The following is a 20,483-nucleotide window of genomic DNA, read 5'->3' as shown; positions in this document are numbered from 1 at the left end:
ATCAGAATTGGCATCATTTTTTTTATATGTGAAAGGAAGTAAATTCGCACTTATAAATTACCCTCATGAAAAAGCTATTCATTTTCCTAATAAGTATATTCACCACTTTATCTTGTTCAAATGATATTGACAAAGAAATCACTACTGATTTACAAGTTGAAGCAAATGAGATTTTTGAAATTTCTTTAGCCATAGAAGAAAGTTTAAGATTTGCACTTTACAGCTTTGAAGACTATAAAACCAGTGGGACCACCGCTATTATGGGTTGCCCATTGATCGAATGGTCAGATGATGATATGTCGGTGAAGCTCACCTTTGTAGATATTGAAACTGGTAATTGCCCAACCAAAAAAATAAGCAGAATGGGAACTATCAAATTATCGTTTGAAGGAAAAAGTTCAGACAGTGAATTGGTGACTATAGAATATGACAACTACAAAGTGCGAAAAAAAACCTTGGAGGGGAAAAGGACATTTTATGAATCCTCTGGAATAGGAAGTACTCGCAGGGTAAATGAATCCTTTGAAGATCTTTTGATCATTGATGAAGACCTTAATAGCTCAAAAATAAGTGGAAATTATCAATATCAAATCCAATATCTCAACGACTCGATTTCTAACATCAATAGTAACGGCATACTGACAGGTAGAAACAAAACAGGAAGGGCAATCAAAATGCAACAAACAGCTCCGCGGGTCTACCGAAAAGAATGTCTCAATGAAGGCTTAGTAATTGCCAGTTCAGGAATAGAAACTTGGGAAATGTCAAGATCAACAACACATTCCGTCACGCATACCCTCACGTTTACGCAATTAGAAAACTGTGAATCTAGAGCTAGTATAAGGCTAAATGATGGCAGGGTATTGAATTTCACTCCATGAAATATCGCTTTTATGGGATTATAGAAAAATCAAAATCTTGAACAAATTCAACTTAACACTAGCTCATCAATTCTTCAAAATCGTCTCTGACATAAATCACGTTCCGACCAAGCTCAATCCATTTTTTCTTTTCTAGTTGCTTAAGAAGCCTTGAAATCACTTCCCTTGAGGTACTTAATTCATTAGCTATTTCTTGATGAGTTGTATGCAATTCATTTGCTTTCAATTGCTTCATTTTCATCACTATATAGCGCATCAATCGTTCATCCATCTTTTTGAAAGCAACAGCATCCAGTGCAACGAGCAGCTCTTGAAACCTTCTCTGGTAAGTACTTGAAACAAAATCTTTCCATTGCTTGAACTTATCCGCCCATAATTCATGCAACTGTACAGGAATACCAAGAATCTTTGTCTGCTCTTCTGCGACAGCTTTGATCTCAGAAGGCCTGGAAGCAGAACAACAAGTTAATGATAGCGCACATGTTTCTCCAGGCTCAAGGTAGTACAAAAACAACTCCCTCCCTTCTTCATCCATTCTTAAGATTTTGATGGCTCCTTCTAGGACAATGGGTACCATTTTCACAAATTGTCCAGGCTCAGTAATTGTCTTACCTTGTTCAAAATTATAAACACCTCCTTGTTTCACCATCTCTTCTAGTAAAAAAGGATCTGTTATTTCAGGTAAAATTTGTTTCAATGCACTCAATTCAATTTCATTCATATTTTTAAAATTAAATATTCGTATTTCACAGCTTTGTAACAAAAGTCACAAAGAAGACAATTCGACTCTTTCACTTACTTGTGTAGCTCACTCAAAGGCAAATCTATCACATTGGTCTCCAAATACTTTCTGTGCAGTAAAGCATCTCCATAATTATCTAATCCAGAGATAGTCTGTTTTATTACATTAGTTAATGTCGAAAATGGCAAGGCTAACTTTCCATCTTTAGCATTCCGATAGAGATCATCAATCATCAACTGATAGGTATTATCATGCAAACTGATCCATGCATTGCTTTCAATATTTAACTTTTCGTCAATTTGTTCATTCATCCTCAAAATCTCATCATGTGTGAAATTTGTTAGTGATCTATACAATTCTTTAATATACAAATCATCCACATCTTTCATTTCCTCTACATTATGAATGATATCTTTGAAATCCTTTGCAGCATAGACTGCCAATCTTAAAGCTAACATCAAAGAAGTAGCTTTGTTGGCCAAGTCTATATCTAGCTCTTCTTTTTGGATGATGATGTGATACGCTGTCAGTTCATCTTCCAGCACCTTGATATTCTGATAATCTACCATTATGTTTTTGGGCTCTCGAACTATCCTTTTCCATATAGGCCCCTCTTTTTCGACATTGTCACTACTACCCCAAACTTGCTGGATAAAGTTTCCCGATAAGTGTATTGCCAACAGAACATCCTTTTCTAAAGCAGCTATTGCAGCCTCAGGGATGCTTGGACTCACTTTATGAATATATTGAGCGACGTTATCACTTACTCCTTTGACAAATTTTGAATTCAACCATTTTTCTAATTGACTGATAAAAGGGAAGAATAAAATCAAGCCAATCAAATTAATGACCGTATTGATAAATACCAATTCCATCAAAGGATCACTGATATGAAAAAATTTCATGGTGTAAAAAATCAAACGCTCAATAAAAATAAACACAATTATACCTGTCACTGCATTGAATAAAAAGTGAGCCAAAGCCAATCTCTTTTTATCAGGAGTTCCTTTTAAAGACCCCAAACCTACAGTAACGGTGGTTCCAATATTGGCTCCTATGATCACAACTGCTCCAGCAGTCAAATCAATAACTCCGGAACTCATTGCAGAAAGCACTATCACAATCATAGCAGAACTGGATTGGATCAATGCAGTGACCACTATGCCAATAATCATAAAAACCCAAAGGCCATAAGAAGCAAATATGCTCAAATCTATCTGTTCAGCAACTGCTTCGATAGCTGTCTTCATGAAATCCAATCCTAAAAACAACAATCCGAACCCAATAGCAAATGCACCAGTGTTTTTTAAAATGGGCCTATTTGTCAAAAACAAATACAAAATACAGCCAACTCCCAAAAAAGGTAAAGCAAAAGCCGCTACACTAAGTTTGAAACCTAAAGTGGCCACTATCCAAGCTGTAATAGTAGTCCCCAAATTAGCACCTAAAACCACCCCTATCGCATTTTTTAAATTAATTATCCCAGCTCCCAAGAAAGCGAGTACCATGAGGGTTACTAAGGAACTACTTTGGAGTACAGCGGTAATCAAGGCACCAATAAGCACACCTTTAAGAGCTGTATTGGTAGATTTCTGTAAGAGGTTTCGAAATGACTTCCCTCCTAATTCTTTGATAGCTCCCTCCAAAAGATTCATTCCCCAAAGGAATACACCGATCCCAGCTAAAAACTTCCAAAAGTCAAAAGCATCGTTTTCCATAATTTAGAATTATATTTTATGACAAATTAACTAGAAAAGGCAAAATCAACTAGGGAAACCTCATGTGATATGAAAATTAAACTATCTGATTTTACAAAACTTGTAGGGCTTATAAAACAACTGTGGTCTGGATAAGAAACCTATCCAAACCACAGTTTAAAATAATAATGTATCGAAAGAAGTTTATTTCGCAGAGAAGTGGAGTTCAATGTTGTGAACGTACTTTTCTCCAGGATTCAATCTGGCAGAAGGGAAGCTAGGTTCGTTTGGTGCATTTGGAAAAGTCTGAGGCTCAAGGCAAAGCCCCATGTATTGAGAATATGTGATGCCATTGGTCGTCAATGCGCCATCTAGAAAGTTCCCTGAATAAAATTGTACAGCTGGGGAATCTGCATAAAGTTCCATAACCCTACCTGAACCAGCATGATATAAAGTTGCCATTTTGGCAAGTTTCCCATCATGCTTTTCTTTGACTACATAATTATGGTCATATCCTCCTGGTACATCTGAGATTCTTTCACCGATTGGAGTAGATTTGTTAAAATCAAAAGGTGTGTCTTTAACTTCCTTGAGCTCTCCCGTTGGGATCAATTCTCCGTCTACTGGTGTGTATTTTGCGGCATTGATGGTAAGTTCATGACTTAGGATATCTTCTTTCATGGCACTCAAGTTGAAGTATCCATGATGTGTAAGATTCACTATAGTCGGCTTATCTGTCACTGATTCAAAACTTATCAAGAGCTTATTATCTTCTGTCAAAGTATAGACTAAAGTAGTAGACAGATTACCTGGATATCCTTCTTCTCCATCAGGGCTTCTATAAGTTAACTTCACTTTGATTGCTTCATCCTCTTCTTCTAGTGTACCATCCCAATGCTTGCGATTGAAGCCAAGTGTACCGCCATGTAGGTGATTATTTCCATCGTTTGTGGTCACTTGATAGGCTTTACCGTCTAGCTCAAACTTTCCTTTGGCTATCCTATTGGCATATCTTCCTGCAGTAGCTCCCAAGTAGTAATCATTGGTATCATACCCATCTATAGATTCATATCCAAGCACTACATTCTCCAACTTTCCATCTCTATCGGGTACAATCAGCTTGGTAACGATACCTCCAAAGCTAGAAATCTCAACGACCATTCCATTACTATTTTCTAGATGGAATACTTTTGCCTGCTGATCTCCTACTTTTATTTCGGAAACATTGGACAAAAATTTCACTTCCTCAACTTCTTCAGAAGTCTCTTCTGATTTGGGAGCTGAACAGCTCCACATTCCTACTAGGAATGCTGAAAACAATAAGGCTATTGTTTTAAAGTTTGTCTTCTTCATGTGTTTTATTTTTTAGCAACCTTGACCATAGTATGCGTCCTTTCCATGCTTTCTTTCGTAGTGCTTTTTGATAAGCGCATTCTTTAGCCTGGCTGCATTTGGGTTAATTTGCAATGTAAGGTAAGCCATTTTCGCCACCTCTTCAAGCACTTTGCTATTATAGACTGCCTTTGCGGCATCTTTTCCCCAAGCAAAAGGACCATGGCTTCCCACCAATATCATTTCCACCTCTTCTGGACTCAAGTTTTTCTCTGCAAAGCAGTCCAAAATCTGCTGTCCAGTATTGTATTCATAATCCCCTTCTATCAAATGATCCGCCATAGGTGGAGCACATGGGATGTCAGCCGTAAGGTGATCTGCATGAGTAGTCCCAAAGTTAGGCACATCCATAATGGCTTGTGCCCAAGCTACTGCATAGGTAGAGTGCGTGTGACATATCCCACCAATATGCTCCCAGTGCTTGTATAAAAACGCATGGGTCTTGGTATCTGATGAAGGTCTCATTTTTCCCTCCACTACCTTGGCATCAAAGTCGACAATAACAATATCATCAACCTTTAAGCTCTCGTAAGGTACTCCACTAGGCTTGATAGCAAACACTCCATTTGCCCTATCCACAGCACTCACATTTCCAAAAGTATAGACCACCAAGTCCAACTTCGGCAATTCCATATTCGCCTCGTAACAGGCTTGTTTTAGTTCTTTGTACATTGTTTATTTTAGATTTTATTAAAGGATGAAGGATGAAATATGAAGGATGAAGGATGAAGGATGAGGGATGAAGGATGAGGGATGAGGGATGAAGGATGAAGGATGAGTTGGAATCCTGTCTATTTGTTTTTCATTTTTTTCACAATCGAAACAAAAATAGCAACTAATTCAGAAGCCTCGGTCTTAAGGGAGTTAACTTCTAACCATCCTTTATCTTGTATCAATTCTAGCCAAAATTCACTTTCATCAGCTTCTTCGATTACGACTCCTAATTTTGCTATAAATTCTTTATTACTTCTTCCTCTAGTTGCAGCACGATAGTTAGCTGGAACAGATGTTCCACTCCTTATCAATTGATTTGCTATCGCTCTTGAAGAAATAGTGTTAGGTAGTTTTTCCACAAGATCAATAATATCTAATGCAAACCTTTTTGTTCTTGCTTTAAGATCTCTTTCCATAATCGTTATAGTTTCTAACTAAAATATGGAATTATGATCATATTCAAATTTAATCCCGCTACAATTCATCCTTCTCAATTCATCCTTCATCCTTTACACCTTCTACTAGCTTCCCGAATTCCACATATTCAGCATAGAGCTTCTCATATACTGGGACATTTGCTGGGATTGGTTCATAGACTTTGTCGAAGCCGTTGCTCATGGCTTTGATTGCGGATGCTGTGTCTGGATGAATTCCTGCTGCCACTGCCGCATACATTGCTGCACCAAGTGCGGGAGCTTGATCAGAAGTGGCTACTTTGATCGGCATGTTGAGCACATCAGCTAATGTTTGCATCACCAAAGTGGATTTCTTGGCGACTCCCCCTAGACCAATTACTGCATCTATTTGAACCCCTTCTTCTCTAAAACGCTCCACTATGCGTTTGGATCCAAAACTGATAGCTTCTACTAAGGATTTGAATACTCTTGCAGCATCAGATCCCATGTTTAGGTTTCTGATAGCTCCTTTCAAAGACTGATTGGCATCTGGTGTTCTTCTACCATTGATCCAATCCAAGGATACAATCTTGGACTCAGAAACGGGGATATTTAATGCATCTTCTGAAAGTTGAACGATGATCCTATCTTCTATTTCAGCTATTAAGTTATCTTTTTGTTCTTGATTGATATGATCAGAATCCTTAATCACAGAGATAGTTGGCTTGACCACAAGATTTTTGAACCAAGCAAGTACATCACCAAAACCAGACTGTCCAGCTTCTAATCCGATTGCCCCAGGGATCACGGAGCCATCTACCTGTCCACAGATTCCTTTGACTAGCTTATCGCCAATAGTTTCTTTAGATGCTACCATTACATCACATGTGGATGTACCCATTACTTTGATCAGGGTGTTTTCAGTGATTTCCCCACCCACAGCCCCTGCATGGGCATCAAATGTCCCTACAGCCACTATGGTATCTTCTGACAATCCCAAACGACTTGCCCATTCGGAGCTCAAATTGCCTGCAATCTCGTCTGAAGTATATGTTTCTGTAAAAAGCCTGTCTCTCAATTCTGCCAAATAAGGATCAAATAGCCCCAAAAATTCCTTAGGTGGCAAACCTCCCCAGGACTCATGCCATAGCGCTTTGTGACCAGCTGCACACCTACTTCTTTTGAATGCCAATGGATCTTTACTTCCAATCAATTGAGCTGTGATGAAATCGCAATGCTCCATCCATGAAAAAGCTGCATTTTTCACTGCCTCATCTTCTCTGGCCACATGGAGGATTTTTGCCCAAAACCATTCTGAAGAGTAAATCCCACCTTCATATTTGGTATAATCTTCTCCTCCCCACGTTCTAGACACATGATTGATTTCATCGGCTTCTTTGATTCCTGTATGGTCTTTCCAGAGCACCATCATAGCATTTGGGTTTTCTTCAAACCCTGGCTTTAGTGCCAAAGACTGACCTTGCTCGTCTACTGGCATAGGCGAAGAGCCTGTGGTATCTACACAGATTGCTTTTACAGATTTGCTGTCCACCCCTGAGCTTGCTAGTACACCTTTGATCGTCTCCTCTAGGCCTTCAAGATGATCTTTTGGATGCTGTCTAAACCTATTTGAAACAGGATCACAGTATTTTCCTGCTTTCCATCTTGGATACCAATAGACCTGACTGGCAAGACAGTTCCCATTTGAAGTATCTACTAATACTGCCCTGACAGAGTCTGAGCCATAATCAAGTCCGATTACAAATTCATTATTCATTATTACGCTTGTTTTTATTTCGATAAATGGATTACAAATCCACCGTTTGGATTCATTTCTACGGATAAATTGGAGGAATCACCCAAATCTTCAAAACGCCATGATTCACTAGATTCATCATCGGTGATTAAGAAGCCTTTGGAGGATGAAAGCCCGAGTTTGGAAAGATCTATATCGATAGATTGAGAAGTTTCAAGTGCATTGATTCCTGAAATATACCAATCAGATCCATTTCTTCTGGCTAATACCACATAGTCTCCAGGAAATCCTGCTATAAATTTAGTCTCTTCCCAAGATTTAGGAAGCTTTCTGAGAAAATCCTTTATCTCTTCAGGCTGTTTGGTCATTCCCTCAGGTGATTCGGCAAAATGTTGGATTCCAGAATAGAACAATACTGATAATGCCAACTCAAAGCCTTTGGAACTTCTTCTTATAATATTTGGGATTTCATGTAGTGCCATGGGCGTAAAATCCATCGGATCATACACATTCCTTGTAAATGGAAGTATAGCCATGTGCTTGGGTGCTTCATCAGCAAACTTCTGATCGAAGGTAATCATCTCAAACCCCTTGACCGCTTCTACAGTGACCAAGTTGGGATATGTTCTGTGCCAACCTCTAGGTAATGTTGCCCCATGGAAGTTGACCACCAAACTAGACTTAGCCGCATCCTCCAAAATATCGTGATAGTACTGCATCACAGACTGGCCATCACCTCCAAAAAAATCAATTTTCACTCCTTTGACCCCCAAATCTCTGATCTTGTTAAACTCTACTGTACGCATTTCTCTAGTTAACAATTGATGCTTTGGTGTGTAGGGAGTAGAGTTCCAATCACCTGCGGAATTATACCACAAAATCAAACCTACACCTTTGCTTTGGGCATATCGTGCCAATTCTCCTATCTTTTCATAACCAATATTTGTATCCCAATTCACGTCTACTAGGCAGTAGTTCCAGTTCATCTCAGATGCATAATCGATGTGTCTTTTTTGAATATCATAGTATATCGACTCGTCCTTTCCTAAAGCCCAGCTCCAGGACGCAGCTCCTGGTCTCACGTAAGCGAAATCCAAATCGGTTCGTTGTGGGGTTGCAAGGTCTGTCCCTAATGTAGAATGAACTATATCTTCTAATGAGCCAATTGCTAAAATCCTCCAGGCACTTTCCCAAGATTTGGTTGCCGAGGGAAAAACTGCTCCATCAAAAATTTTCTCTTGGTCTGAAGGATAAGTAATTCTGTATTCGCCATTAGGAGAATCTGCTGCTAACCTGCTAGCTGCATGATCAGCTCCTACTCCTGCTTCCGAGATCAGTACCCAAGTATCATCCGATTGAAAAAGTGCTGGATAAATCCATCCAGAGGCAATTGGTGATGGGCTCCCTACAGCTACTCCTTTCTCATAAGACTCTTCATAAGAAGGGTTGGTTTTTTCCCAACCTGTCTTTGGGTCAGCCATAGGTTGAATCCAAGTCTTTGCAGATGTCTTAAAATTATAAGTGGTCAATTCTTCAAGCATTTTTACTTTTGAAGCACCAAGATTTGGAAGTACATACTTGAAAGCTAAGCCGTTGTCTGACACTCTGAATATCACTTGAAGCTCTTTCCCCTCATTATTTTCCAAGGTCAAGATTCTTTCGTTAGCTTGATATTCATGAGACTTCTGCTTTCCATGAACAAGCTCGTAGGTATCACTTACAATAGACACTTCTGATACAGCTGTAAGCTGAAGGTTATTGGAAAAATCAAAGTTTTCCCACACCAAACCTAACCTTGATGGTTCTAAAATTTGCTCCTGCTTATAATATATTTCATAGAAAAGCTCCCCTGATTCTATGCTAAAAGCTACTTGAGTCTGTTTATCTGGACTACCTACAGTGTAGTGTTGATGATCATGGTTTTGAGCGCATGCAATTGCACACACTACGAGCAAAGCTAGTATAATTACTCTGATTGAACTTTTCATTCTGGTGGTTAGATTTTACTTCTAATGCTAAATATTTTGAAACCAACAATGTCAACAGTCGACTACCCTCACGAAATGCCATGATCGGAATGTCAACTGTTGACAGGTTAAAGTAAGGAATGAAACCACCGCTGATGCATTGGACACTCCCCATTCGATCAAGTTTACTTGACCCGAACCATCATCACAGAGTTTGCTGGAACGGCAATTTTCAAGTTATCCTTGTTCAATTTAAAATCTTTGAATTCTGCTTTTTTCACTACATTCTTATTTTCAAATGTATTATGAGAATTTACAGCTGGAGCAGTGATGAATTGTGCAGTCACAGATTTTGCGTCAATGCCTCTTAGCACTACATCTAGGTCAATCTTTTTATCAGGATTGATATTGGCGATACTGATATTCACGGTTCCATCTTCTGATTTTGATGTAGACACATGTAAAGATTCCATCTTCTCTTTTCCGAAGCTGACTTCCTCACTTTTCAAATCATGCGAAAGCAAAGTCGCATCTTTGTGTGGTTTGTAAAGATCAAAGACATGGTACGTTGGGGTCAAGATCATGTCGGTTTCATTGGTTAAAATCACCGCTTGAAGGACGTTTACAGTCTGAGCAAGATTAGCCATGTGAAGCCTGGCAGCGTGCTTATTGAAAATATTAAGTGAAATGGCAGCTACTTGAGCATCTCTCATGGTATTTTGCTGATACAAGAATCCAGGGTTAGTCCCTGGCTCCACTTGGAACCACGTTCCCCATTCGTCAAGGATGATACCTACCCTTTTGTTAGGATCATACTTATCCATGATTGTACTGTGCTTGGTAAGCAACTCATCCACTCTAGCTGCCTTTCTTAATGTCTCTAAGTATTCTTGCTTGTCAAACTCTGTGGCCTTACCTTTATTTTCCCAAGTCCCAGTGACTGTATAATAATGTAGGGATAATCCATCCATCATGTTCAAAGGGATATTTTTCATCAAGACATCTGTCCAGTTCAGGTCCCAATCATTGGCACCACCAGCAATCTTATACAGTTTTGATCCTTCATAATTTCTAGCAAAAGTGGCATACCTTCTGTATTCATTGGCATAGTACTCTGGTGTCATGTTTCCACCACAGCCCCAACTTTCATTACCTACACCCCAGTATTTTATACCCCAAGGTTTATCTTGTCCATTTTTTCTCCTAAGATCTGCCATCGGACTTACACCATCGAAATTGATGTATTCTATCCACTTTGACATTTCTTCTACAGAACCACTTCCGACATTACCTGTAATATATGGCTCTGTACCTATCTTTTCTACAAAATTCATAAACTCATGGGTACCGAAGGAATTATCCTCCGTCACACCACCCCAGTGTGTATTGACCATTTTTGGTCTATCTGCTGGATCACCTATACCGTCTGTCCAGTGATATTCATCAGCAAAACATCCACCTGGCCATCTCAAATTTGGGATTTCCAAGTCAATCAATGCTTGCATCACATCTTTTCGGTAACCATCTTCATTGGGAATATCAGAATCAGGTCCTACCCAAATTCCTCCATAAATACACCTTCCCAAATGCTCTGCAAAATGTCCGTAGATATGTTTATTTATGGTAATATTCCCTTGGTCCGCATTGACGATCAACCTGTTTTGTGCATGAGCAAAGAATGTCACAAACATCACAGTGATAAGCATCATTCCTTTTAAGTTTTGTGTCTTCATTTATTTGTAATTATAGGTTTATTATATTCAATTTTAATTCTATCGTCCTCTCTTTAGGACCCTGATAAAGTGCACAGGTGCTGTTTCTTCACCATCTACACTTTCAAATTTAACTTCCAAAGTGTCTTGATCTAGGCCTGCGATATCATAATCTCTGTCTATAATCAAAGCCTCGCCTTCTGAGGTAATTTGCTCTTTGGCTATCACTTCCCCATTGATCAGTACATGGAAAGGTTTTCCACTCTGGGCAGGAAGGTAGGTCACTCTAAGCGTAGCTCCTTCATTTGCTGGATTCTTTAGCGTGTATTGAAAAGAAGTAGAAGTACTTCTCCAGAAGCGACCGTCTACTTGTCCGGTCTTGCTACTTACATCTCGGAAATCATGCTCTGATTCAGGCTGCTGCTCACCTGCTGCAACTTGATCTAATGTCATCGCTTCCAATCTTAGCATCAATTCATCTTTTGATTTCAAAGATTCCCTAAAACTTTCTACTTCTTCTACATCCAATATGGGCCAATATACTTGGTATCGACTATCATGTAATTCATAAAATGGTATCAATTTCACAGCTTCTTTTCTATTATGAAAGCTATTTTCAGCAAGTAAAAACCTGAAACTATCCCCTTGCTTTTGAGGCATTTCATTTAGCTCAATTTTGCTAAGAATATCAGTCTGATAGATTGGATGCATTCTGCCACTTGCTACATGTCCCATTCGACTATCATCAGCAATAAGCCCCTTGAGTTCATCTGTCCCTGTTTCAGCTGCTAGCACTATGGGGCCATGTACAAAAGAACCCCAAGGTGATCCATCGGCCAAATACTCCACTTTGGTTTTCATCGGTAATATCACTTCTACCTGATCTCCTTTTTTCCATTTGTGATTGAGCAGTACATAGCCATCAGAAGCTAGTGTTATAGGCTGTACTTTTCCATTAATTTTTACTTTAAGAGAACCTCTTTCAACCCAGCTTGGGTATCTAATCTTTAAATTGAAATCTTTTTTCCCTTTGTGATCAAATGTCAGTGTAGTAGATTCTTCGTATGGGAAATTTGTCTGCTGGATAAGCCTGACTCCCTTGTCAGACCAAGTCAATTCTGAAGGAATAAATAGATTTACAAAAAGATCATTTTCTTGATTAGCATAGATCACTTGACCATACTTGGTGTGATTCTCTAGACCAGATCCCACGCAGCACCAAAAATTCTCATGAGGCTGAGAATATACCCTATAATGATTCGGCCTCATTGGGGTAAAATATACAAATCCACCATGCTCTGGATGCTGTGAAGATAGAATATGATTGTACATAGCCCTTTCATAAAAATCTATATACTTTCTGTCTGGAGCACTTTCGAATAGTTTTTCTGACAGACGCATCATGTTGTATGTATTGCATGTTTCTGGTCCTTGATCCGAAGATAGCATCGGCGAAAAGTCATCAGTTCCATGGAAATGCTCTCTTACACTATTACCTCCTATAGAGATCGACCTTTGTTTGGTGACATTTTCCCAAAAATATTCCGCAGCATTATTCCATTCAGAAGATTCATCTAACTGAGCTATTCTTTGGAAACCTATCACCTTTGGTATTTGTGTATTGGCATGCTTACCTGTCAATTGATCTTTACCTTGAGCTAAAGGATCCATGATCTCACGGTGCGACATTTTGATAGCCAAAGACAAGTATCGCTGATCACCAGTAATCTCAGCAAGATCAGCAAATACCTCATTCAATCCTCCATGCTCGCTGATAAGTATTTCTTGAAATTGCTCATCTGAAAAATCCTTGGTCAGCTCAGCAAACCAATCTGTGAGATCTACCAACATATCCTTCGCTTCATCAACTCCAGCTATCAAATAGGCATCACGCAAGCCTGCGTATATTTTATGGATGTTGTAAAGTGGTACCCACCTATCATTTAGAGAAAATCCACCAGCTTTAATTTTACCTGCTCGGATCTCTTCCCATATTTTCTGTCCATCCGGCACACCACCAAGATACCCATTACCGTTTTTGTCTTGAGCAAATTTAAGTTGGGCTATCATGTAGTCAAGCCTTTCTTTAATTTCTACATCACCAGAGGAAGCATATAGCATGGCCAGCGCCGAAAGATAATGTCCTCCAATGTGGCCATCCAGCCCTGTGTTTTCCCAGTTCCCATAGTTCTCGGCTTCCCAAGTGACCCCTGCATCCTTCATGTAAGGAGCGAGAAGTCTATCTACATCCATTTCAAGGATGTATTTTTTATTTACCTCTTGAGCTTTTTTGAATGGGCTATCAAGGAGTTTGACTTTATCCAAAGGGAAGTAATGTAGCCGCTCTTTCTGAGCAAAGGCGAGCGTACTTACACAAAGCGAAAATGAGAACATCACTATTTTGATACTTGAGGTCATTTTAGAGGGTTGTATGGTTACTGATTATAAAATTCTAAATGATTATAGTTATTATAACATCAACAATAAGCGTAACACCAAAGCCTTGTTATTCAAATGCTATAATAATTAAGAATAGACATTACATTTTTGATTATTGAAAGGCTATTTAATACATTTAATATATGCTTTGGACTAAGCAAAACTGATTTTAACAAGAAGTCTTCGAATCTTCATTTACTTGTTTAATTAACTGAATAGCATTTAGAACGAATATTAGAGAATATAATCCAAAGTCACAACTATTAATTGTATTTTATACACTATTAAAAATGATTGATCATTTTAATCAAAAAATCTTATCAAAAGTATCTTATCATTATCACAAAAAAAGCAAGCCAAACAACTGACTTGCTTTTTTAAATTATAGGTTTGAGATTAATTTGAGGGGAGAATCACTCCTATATCTTATGGTAAAAGTAAGAAAGGCAAGGTTTCTAGCGATTCACCAGAAACCCGCTTTTACAAAACTACTTACCCTATTAATATCACATAAAATAAAGTTAATAATCTAATATTAAACGACATAACCAAACAAGCTTGTTCGAAACATAGTCTAAAATGAGCTTGAATAATTCTTTAAGATGCGAATATTAAAAAATAAATTATAAACAGACAAATTATTAACTGTATTTTTTACACTATTAAAAAATATAGCCTAAGTCCCTTCTTCAAATGTTGTCACAAAACAAAAATTCTTTCAATTGATTTAGATTAAGTGTCACTACTGGATTTATATCCTAATTTTACCTATATTTCAAACTTGAACTAACGCGAGCGAATCATTTATCTCAGCTTTTATGAAATATTCAAACCAAACCAGGCTACTTGTAGCTGTTGATTGTGTAATATTTGGTTTTGACGGTGCAGACTATAAACTTCTCCTGATACAGAGGGGATTTGCTCCAGAAAAAGAAAAGTGGAGTCTTATGGGTGGATTTATACAACCTAGCGAGTCAGCAGATGAAGCTGCTTCAAGAATTCTTGAACAACTCACCGGTCTAAAAGAGGTCTATATGGAACAAATTCAAGCGTTTAGCACTCCTGAAAGAGACCCAATAGAGCGGGTTATCGCCCTTCCCTATGTAGCCCTAATAGATATTGAAAAGTACAAAACACAAATCAATGATGATTTCCATGCACGTTGGTACAATATCAAGTCACTCCCTAACATGATCTTTGACCATAAAGAAATGGTTGAACTCGCCTTGAACAAGCTTCGATACAAGGCAGCTTTCCACCCTATCCTCTTTGAACTGTTACCGGAAAAGTTCACCTTACCGCAACTTCAAGCCATGTACGAGGGACTGTACGATACCAAAATTGACAAACGAAATTTCACCAGAAAAGTACTGTCTACTAACTTGCTGAAGAAAGAAAATGAAAAAGATAAATCAAGCTCTAAAAAAGGTGCTTATTACTACTCTCTTGACGAAGAGCACTACAAAGAGAATTTTACCAATATTCATAATTTCATCCCTAGAAATGAAATCCCAGTAGGTAATGAATAATCTTATGAATATTTTGCATCAAAAATATGACTCCAAGAACCTTAATCATATCAAAACAAGCGATTGCTTACTAAATAGAGGAATACAATTGTTTTACTCCCATCACTTTTATGATGGTTTTCTAAAAAAGAACTTTAACCAAGAGATCTAAAGCAACAAAACCACAACACCTTTTAATATCTTATAATCAATAACATACACCTAGACCCTAGTCTTTTTAATCTCTTTAGTGTTTCACTGACACTTATTTACTTTTATTTGTCAAAATTAATGTGTAAGATTGACAATTAAAACTATTAGACCCATCACACCTTATGGAAGCAGGATTTTCTACCCTGGATTATATTGTATTTGCAGTCTATGCCGTAGTCATAGTAGCCGTTGGACTTTGGGTCTCACGATCCAAAAAGGGAGTTCAAAAAACAGCACAAGAATATTTTTTAGCAGACAAATCACTCACTTGGTGGGCAGTAGGTGCCTCATTGATTGCAGCCAACATATCTGCTGAGCATTTTATTGGCACTTCAGGATCTGGCTTCGCTATCGGTCTTGGAATCGCTGCTTATGAGTGGATTGCTGCTATTACTTTGATCGTAGTAGCTAAATATTTTCTACCAGTTTTTTTAAAAAACGGCATTTATACCATGCCACAATTTTTACAATCTCGATTTGATAAGCGAGTAAGTACAGCTTTCGCTGTTTTTTGGTTGTTGGTATATGTCTTTGTAAATCTGACTTCCGTAAGTTATCTCGGAGCATTAGCCCTAGAAAAAATCATGGGGGTTCCTCTACAATATGGCATCATTGGACTTCTTGTATTTTCAGGAATCTATTCTATCTATGGAGGCCTAGAGGCTGTAGCATGGACAGATGTAGTACAAGTAGTGGTTTTAATTGCAGGAGGATTAGTTACTACTTTCTTGGCTCTAGACGCAGTAGGTGAAGGTTCAGGTGTGATTGCGGGTATGGCTAACCTGTATGAAGGCGCAAGAGAACACTTTGTGATGATCATTCCCAAAGGAGAAATTATGATCCCAGATGGTACTGGCGGTCTTAAGGATGCTTTTCAGGACTTACCCGGTATAGCTGTAATCCTTGGAGGTATGTGGCTCACCAATATTGGCTATTGGGGCTTCAATCAATACATAATCCAAAAAGGACTAGCTGCCAAAAGTATTGAAGACGCTAAGAGAGGTCTAATCTTTGCGGGATATTTAAAGATTCTTATCCCTCTATTGGTTGTGATCCCAGGGATTGCCGCATGGGTTTTGATCAACAAATCTACTCCTGAAGAACTATCGGCAATGCTAAATGTACCTTTCGAGCAAATCGGCACCATTGACAAGTCCGATGAAGCATATCCATGGCTTTTGAAGAATTTTGTACCAGCCGGAATCAGAGGACTTGCCTTTGCCGCATTAGCTGCTGCTATCGTGTCTTCTTTGGCATCTATGATCAACAGTACCTCTACCATATTCACCATGGATATATATAAGGTATACTTCAAACCAGACGCATCAAACAATCAATTGGTAAGATCTGGAAGATTGGTAGCAATTGTCGCTTTAGGTATAGCCATGCTTGTAGCTCCACAGCTGGCATCTTTAGACCAAGTGTTCCAATATATCCAAGAGTACACAGGGTATATTTACCCAGGCGTGGTTGCTGTCTTCTGTATGGGACTCTTCTGGAGGCAAATCACCGGAAACGCGGCCCTATGGACAGCTATAGCTACGATACCAGCTGGCATAGTATTCAAAGTAATATATCCTGATATGCCATTTATTTTAAGAATGGGATATGTATTTATTATCCTATTACTTATCGCTTCTTTGATAAGTTTTGCAGAGAAAAAAACCTATCAAAACCCAGGTTACAAGGCAGATGGAAGAGGAAGTACCACCTTGAATGCAGGATATTTCTTCATGCTACTCGGTATAATGATGACAATAGTAGGTATCGTTCAATTCAATACTTGGGCGTCAATAGGGATAGAGTCTGCTTTCATGATGTCAGCAATGCTACTGATGCTAGGAGTAATACTATATACTAATGTAAAAATGAAAACGGCAGATCCAAAGTCACTTACAGTAGATCCTGAACTCTATAACACTGCCACTCCTTTTAACCTTGGTGCAGCAGGCATCATTCTTATAGTAGGATTACTCTACTATTTCTTCTGGATGTAATTAAAATAATGAATAAAAATAAAATAGAAACATGACTAACCTCAAACAAAATGAGGTTTGGTTTCTCACAGGAAGCCAACACCTATATGGAGAAGAAACGCTTCGTCAAGTTGCTGAACACTCTCAAATCATAGCCAAAGAACTCAATCAAGCTGAAGAAATCAGTGTAAGTATAATCTTCAAGCCTACGGTAAAGACCACGGAAGAGATCTACGCAGTATGCCAAGAAGCAAATCAGAGCAAAAATTGTATTGGTGTAATTGCTTGGATGCACACTTTCTCTCCAGCAAAAATGTGGATCAATGGATTGAAAATTCTTCAAAAACCCATGCTTCACCTCCACACACAATTCAATCGAGACATTCCATGGGAAAGCATCGATATGGATTTCATGAACCTCAACCAAAGTGCTCACGGAGACAGGGAGTTTGGCTTTATCGTGTCTAGAATGAAGATCGAGCGCAAAGTTGTCGTAGGACATTGGCAAGCCCCACAAGTAAAGTCACAAATTGACACATGGGCAAGAGCTGCATCAGGATGGAATGACTGGCAAGGAGCGAAGTTTGCAAGATTCGGTGACAACATGAGAAATGTAGCCGTGACCGAAGGGGACAAAGTGGAAGCTGAATTGAAATTTGGCTTTGCTGTCAATACTTTTGCAGTGGGTGACTTGGTAGAGCGAATCAATGCGGCTACTGATGCTGAAGTAAAAGCCCTAATAGAGGAATATGAATCAAGTTATACTTTAGCAGATAACTTGAAAACCAACGGAGCAAAAAGATCTTCACTTATCGATGCTGCACAAATCGAAATTGGAATGCGAAATTTCTTAAAGGATGGTGGCTTCAAAGGCTTCACCAACACCTTCGAGGACTTGCATGGCATGAAGCAACTTCCTGGGATTGCTACCCAAAGACTGATGGCAGAAGGATACGGCTATGCCGGAGAAGGTGACTGGAAGACAGCCGCTTTGGTAAGGGCCATGAAGGTAATGGGGACAGGCCTTGAAGGTGGAAATGCATTTATGGAAGATTATACCTACCATTTTGACCCAAGCAATAGCATGGTACTTGGTGCACACATGTTAGAAGTAGACCCAGTCTTGGCAAGTGGAAAACCAACTTGTGAAGTTCATCCTCTTGGAATCGGTGGAAAAGAAGATCCAGTGAGATTGGTATTCAATGGTAAAGCTGGAGCGTCGCTCAATGCATCCCTTGTAGACATGGGCAATAGATTCAGATTAGTAGTCAATGAAGTAGAAGCTGTGGAAGTTCCTCATGCTTTGCCGAAACTTCCTGTAGCTAGGGTAATGTGGAAACCACTTCCTGACATGAATACAGGCTGTGCAGGCTGGATCTATGCAGGCGGAGCACACCATACCTGCTTTAGCCAAAGCTTGACTTCGGAGCATTTGACTGACTTTGCAAAAATTGCTGGTATAGAAAATATCATTATCGATAAAGATATCAACCTTAGACAACTCCAGAATGAAATCAAATGGAGTGACACTTTTCATAAGCTAGGTCTTTAAGCTGATAAAACTCTAGAAAAGAATAAAAGGAGATTGGCTGACGCCAATCTCCTTTGTATTTTCAAACACTACTTGGCTTGTGTCTTCACAAGCCAATTTTTAATGAATTACCTTCCCCATGGTTTGTATCCCCACAAACCAATTTATAATATGATTCCTCCCCCGTGGTTTGTGTCTCCACAAACCTATTGGAATATTGGGAATTAAAGTTCTGTAAGTACGTAGAACTTGGAACATTATTGATAAAAGATTATTAGGTTACAAATCTTGGGAAGAGGGAACCAACTCTAGTCGATATAATTTATTTAATCTGTTCATTTGATTTAATTCATATGAATTCAATGCTTCAATTTAGAAAAATCAAATACTTCTATATTGATCTCGTCTTCCTTGGCTTCTGGATCATCTGGATGGTTCAAGAAAAGATTCAAGCCATCTTCACTGACAAAGTAATGATGCGCAAGGTATTTGTTCCTTGGAAGGTCAAACTCAGCCAGTAATTCAAAGGTCTCAGCATCATATACCCCAACCACAAAGTGGGGCAAAAACTCCGAAAACTTCATAAAATTAAAATTCTTCCCGATTTCTTCTCCTTTCCAACCCATTCTATAAATCAAGCCTCGATGAGAATCGTAAAGTAAACCAAGATTTGAAGAGTTTCGATAGATCATCCGAACATTTTCACTTGCAGAATTATTCCTTGGGTCAGATTTGAAATACGTATCAGAAAAGTTATTAACCAAACTAGATGCTAAAGTAATAATCTTAGTCTCCTCAGTGCTAGCATTATAATGATGAATTAAATCACTGTATTGGGTAATCACATACAAATCATCTTTATCTCCTGAGTAGCTACACCCTATGAGATTAGCACCATTATCAAACAACTTTTGATCAAATCTGAATGGAAAATCTTTAATTTCTTCATTTACTGAATCAAAAATCACAAATGGATAATAGCTATCCAAAAAACTTTTATTCAATAAATTTTTTGAAACTAAACCAGAATTTAAACCAATTAAAATCCCATCTCTAAGTCTCGTAAACTGATGAGAATACCTTGTTCGAGAAGACATTGGCCCAATAAGTTGAGTTGATGAAAAATCATAAGTTCTTAAGAGTTCTGCCCTGTGATTAACAAGAGAAAGCCTATGCTGTACTGGGAAATATAGAGAGTCTTGATTCACCACATAAAAACCCAATGGACTACCCAAACCATCTGGCCCCTCTTCCTGATATTTAAATAATAGACAAAACTCCTTGGACTTCAAATCAAATATATGGACTGTTCTTCTATCTCTGCTCATCCAGTACAATTCTCCATCAACATATTGCATATATAAAGTGTTGGGTACTACCGTATGGTCAATCGGTATTATTATAGATTCAGTACGATAAGTTAAGATATCTTCAAAGTCAACGTTTTTTGAAACACAAGAAAGAAATATTAAGAAGCTAATAAATAATCCTAAGTATTTAATTTCAGGCATTTTGTATAAACAGTTTTTAGTCAAAAATCATAAAATCAAAACCACCGAT

General features: G+C 38.5%; 14 protein-coding genes. 4 read left to right on the top strand and 10 right to left on the bottom strand.

The features are described from left to right. The first annotated feature begins 65 nt into the window (after positions 1 to 65). Positions 66 to 881, top strand: coding sequence for a hypothetical protein (locus MM214_RS02065; protein ID WP_241291420.1), 816 nt, complete (start codon positions 66 to 68; stop codon positions 879 to 881). 58 nt (positions 882 to 939) lie between these two features. On the opposite strand, the gene MM214_RS02060 is transcribed toward MM214_RS02065, so the two are convergent. From MM214_RS02060 to MM214_RS02020, 9 genes are all read right to left on the bottom strand, one after another. Continuing rightward, entirely contained in the window at positions 940 to 1,593 is a 654-nt protein-coding gene (locus tag MM214_RS02060) for a Crp/Fnr family transcriptional regulator (RefSeq protein ID WP_241292006.1), read from the bottom strand. An 83-nt stretch (positions 1,594 to 1,676) separates the two neighbouring features. Then, positions 1,677 to 3,341 (bottom strand): Na/Pi cotransporter family protein, encoded by a 1,665-nt coding sequence (locus MM214_RS02055; protein WP_241291417.1) that lies wholly within the window; start codon positions 3,339 to 3,341, stop codon positions 1,677 to 1,679. A gap of 183 nt (positions 3,342 to 3,524) precedes the next feature. Beyond that, positions 3,525 to 4,673: an aldose epimerase family protein gene (locus MM214_RS02050; RefSeq protein WP_241291414.1), complete on the bottom strand. Its 1,149-nt coding sequence runs from the start codon at positions 4,671 to 4,673 to the stop codon at positions 3,525 to 3,527. Between the two features lie 12 nt (positions 4,674 to 4,685). Further along, on the bottom strand, positions 4,686 to 5,384 hold the full coding sequence (locus tag MM214_RS02045) for an L-ribulose-5-phosphate 4-epimerase (protein ID WP_241291411.1): 699 nt from the start codon (positions 5,382 to 5,384) through the stop codon (positions 4,686 to 4,688). A gap of 119 nt (positions 5,385 to 5,503) precedes the next feature. Further along, positions 5,504 to 5,842, bottom strand: a complete 339-nt coding sequence (locus MM214_RS02040; RefSeq protein ID WP_241291408.1) for a four helix bundle protein — start codon at positions 5,840 to 5,842, stop codon at positions 5,504 to 5,506. A 79-nt stretch (positions 5,843 to 5,921) separates the two neighbouring features. Continuing rightward, complete coding sequence (locus MM214_RS02035; RefSeq protein ID WP_241291405.1) at positions 5,922 to 7,598, bottom strand: ribulokinase; 1,677 nt, start codon at positions 7,596 to 7,598, stop codon at positions 5,922 to 5,924. A gap of 14 nt (positions 7,599 to 7,612) precedes the next feature. Then, positions 7,613 to 9,565 (bottom strand): glycoside hydrolase family 97 protein, encoded by a 1,953-nt coding sequence (locus MM214_RS02030; protein WP_241291403.1) that lies wholly within the window; start codon positions 9,563 to 9,565, stop codon positions 7,613 to 7,615. A 164-nt stretch (positions 9,566 to 9,729) separates the two neighbouring features. Continuing rightward, positions 9,730 to 11,277 carry an alpha-N-arabinofuranosidase gene (locus MM214_RS02025; RefSeq protein ID WP_290294017.1) on the bottom strand — a complete coding sequence of 516 codons (1,548 nt, stop codon included), beginning with the start codon at positions 11,275 to 11,277 and terminating at the stop codon, positions 9,730 to 9,732. Between the two features lie 39 nt (positions 11,278 to 11,316). Further along, positions 11,317 to 13,674: a glycoside hydrolase family 127 protein gene (locus MM214_RS02020; RefSeq protein ID WP_241291400.1), complete on the bottom strand. Its 2,358-nt coding sequence runs from the start codon at positions 13,672 to 13,674 to the stop codon at positions 11,317 to 11,319. A gap of 839 nt (positions 13,675 to 14,513) precedes the next feature. On the opposite strand from MM214_RS02020, the gene MM214_RS02015 reads away from it, so the two are divergent. The 3 genes from MM214_RS02015 to araA all read left to right on the top strand — a co-directional run bounded on the left by MM214_RS02015 (position 14,514) and on the right by araA (position 18,944). After that, complete coding sequence (locus MM214_RS02015; RefSeq protein WP_241291398.1) at positions 14,514 to 15,224, top strand: NUDIX hydrolase; 711 nt, start codon at positions 14,514 to 14,516, stop codon at positions 15,222 to 15,224. 314 nt (positions 15,225 to 15,538) lie between these two features. After that, complete coding sequence (locus tag MM214_RS02010) at positions 15,539 to 17,413, top strand: sodium/sugar symporter (RefSeq protein WP_241291396.1); 1,875 nt, start codon at positions 15,539 to 15,541, stop codon at positions 17,411 to 17,413. A 31-nt stretch (positions 17,414 to 17,444) separates the two neighbouring features. Further along, on the top strand, positions 17,445 to 18,944 hold the full coding sequence (gene araA, locus MM214_RS02005) for an L-arabinose isomerase (protein ID WP_241291393.1): 1,500 nt from the start codon (positions 17,445 to 17,447) through the stop codon (positions 18,942 to 18,944). Positions 18,945 to 19,282: 338 nt separating this feature from the next. Here the strand turns inward: araA and MM214_RS02000 are convergent, their stop codons facing one another. Then, positions 19,283 to 20,434 carry a DUF4221 domain-containing protein gene (locus MM214_RS02000; protein ID WP_262916568.1) on the bottom strand — a complete coding sequence of 384 codons (1,152 nt, stop codon included), beginning with the start codon at positions 20,432 to 20,434 and terminating at the stop codon, positions 19,283 to 19,285. Positions 20,435 to 20,483: the final 49 nt, after the last annotated feature.

It is taken from the genome of Belliella kenyensis (assembly GCF_022549675.1).
In the GTDB taxonomy this organism is placed as follows: Bacteria; Bacteroidota; Bacteroidia; order Cytophagales; family Cyclobacteriaceae; genus Belliella; species Belliella kenyensis.
The sequence above is the reverse complement of the archived record's forward strand: the minus strand, read 5'-3'. Positions and strand labels throughout refer to the sequence as shown.

Excerpts from the sequence above, each read along its gene's own strand:
- MM214_RS02020 (WP_241291400.1), bottom strand. The coding sequence starts at position 13,674 with ATGACCTCAAGTATCAAAATAGTGATGTTCTCATTTTCGCTTTGTGTA.
- MM214_RS02000 (WP_262916568.1), bottom strand. The coding sequence starts at position 20,434 with ATGCCTGAAATTAAATACTTAGGATTATTTATTAGCTTCTTAATATTT.
- araA (WP_241291393.1), top strand. The coding sequence starts at position 17,445 with ATGACTAACCTCAAACAAAATGAGGTTTGGTTTCTCACAGGAAGCCAA.
- MM214_RS02035 (WP_241291405.1), bottom strand. The coding sequence starts at position 7,598 with ATGAATAATGAATTTGTAATCGGACTTGATTATGGCTCAGACTCTGTC.
- MM214_RS02055 (WP_241291417.1), bottom strand. The coding sequence starts at position 3,341 with ATGGAAAACGATGCTTTTGACTTTTGGAAGTTTTTAGCTGGGATCGGT.
- MM214_RS02040 (WP_241291408.1), bottom strand. The coding sequence starts at position 5,842 with ATGGAAAGAGATCTTAAAGCAAGAACAAAAAGGTTTGCATTAGATATT.
- MM214_RS02015 (WP_241291398.1), top strand. The coding sequence starts at position 14,514 with ATGAAATATTCAAACCAAACCAGGCTACTTGTAGCTGTTGATTGTGTA.
- MM214_RS02010 (WP_241291396.1), top strand. The coding sequence starts at position 15,539 with ATGGAAGCAGGATTTTCTACCCTGGATTATATTGTATTTGCAGTCTAT.
- MM214_RS02030 (WP_241291403.1), bottom strand. The coding sequence starts at position 9,565 with ATGAAAAGTTCAATCAGAGTAATTATACTAGCTTTGCTCGTAGTGTGT.
- MM214_RS02065 (WP_241291420.1), top strand. The coding sequence starts at position 66 with ATGAAAAAGCTATTCATTTTCCTAATAAGTATATTCACCACTTTATCT.
- MM214_RS02045 (WP_241291411.1), bottom strand. The coding sequence starts at position 5,384 with ATGTACAAAGAACTAAAACAAGCCTGTTACGAGGCGAATATGGAATTG.
- MM214_RS02025 (WP_290294017.1), bottom strand. The coding sequence starts at position 11,277 with ATGAAGACACAAAACTTAAAAGGAATGATGCTTATCACTGTGATGTTT.
- MM214_RS02050 (WP_241291414.1), bottom strand. The coding sequence starts at position 4,673 with ATGAAGAAGACAAACTTTAAAACAATAGCCTTATTGTTTTCAGCATTC.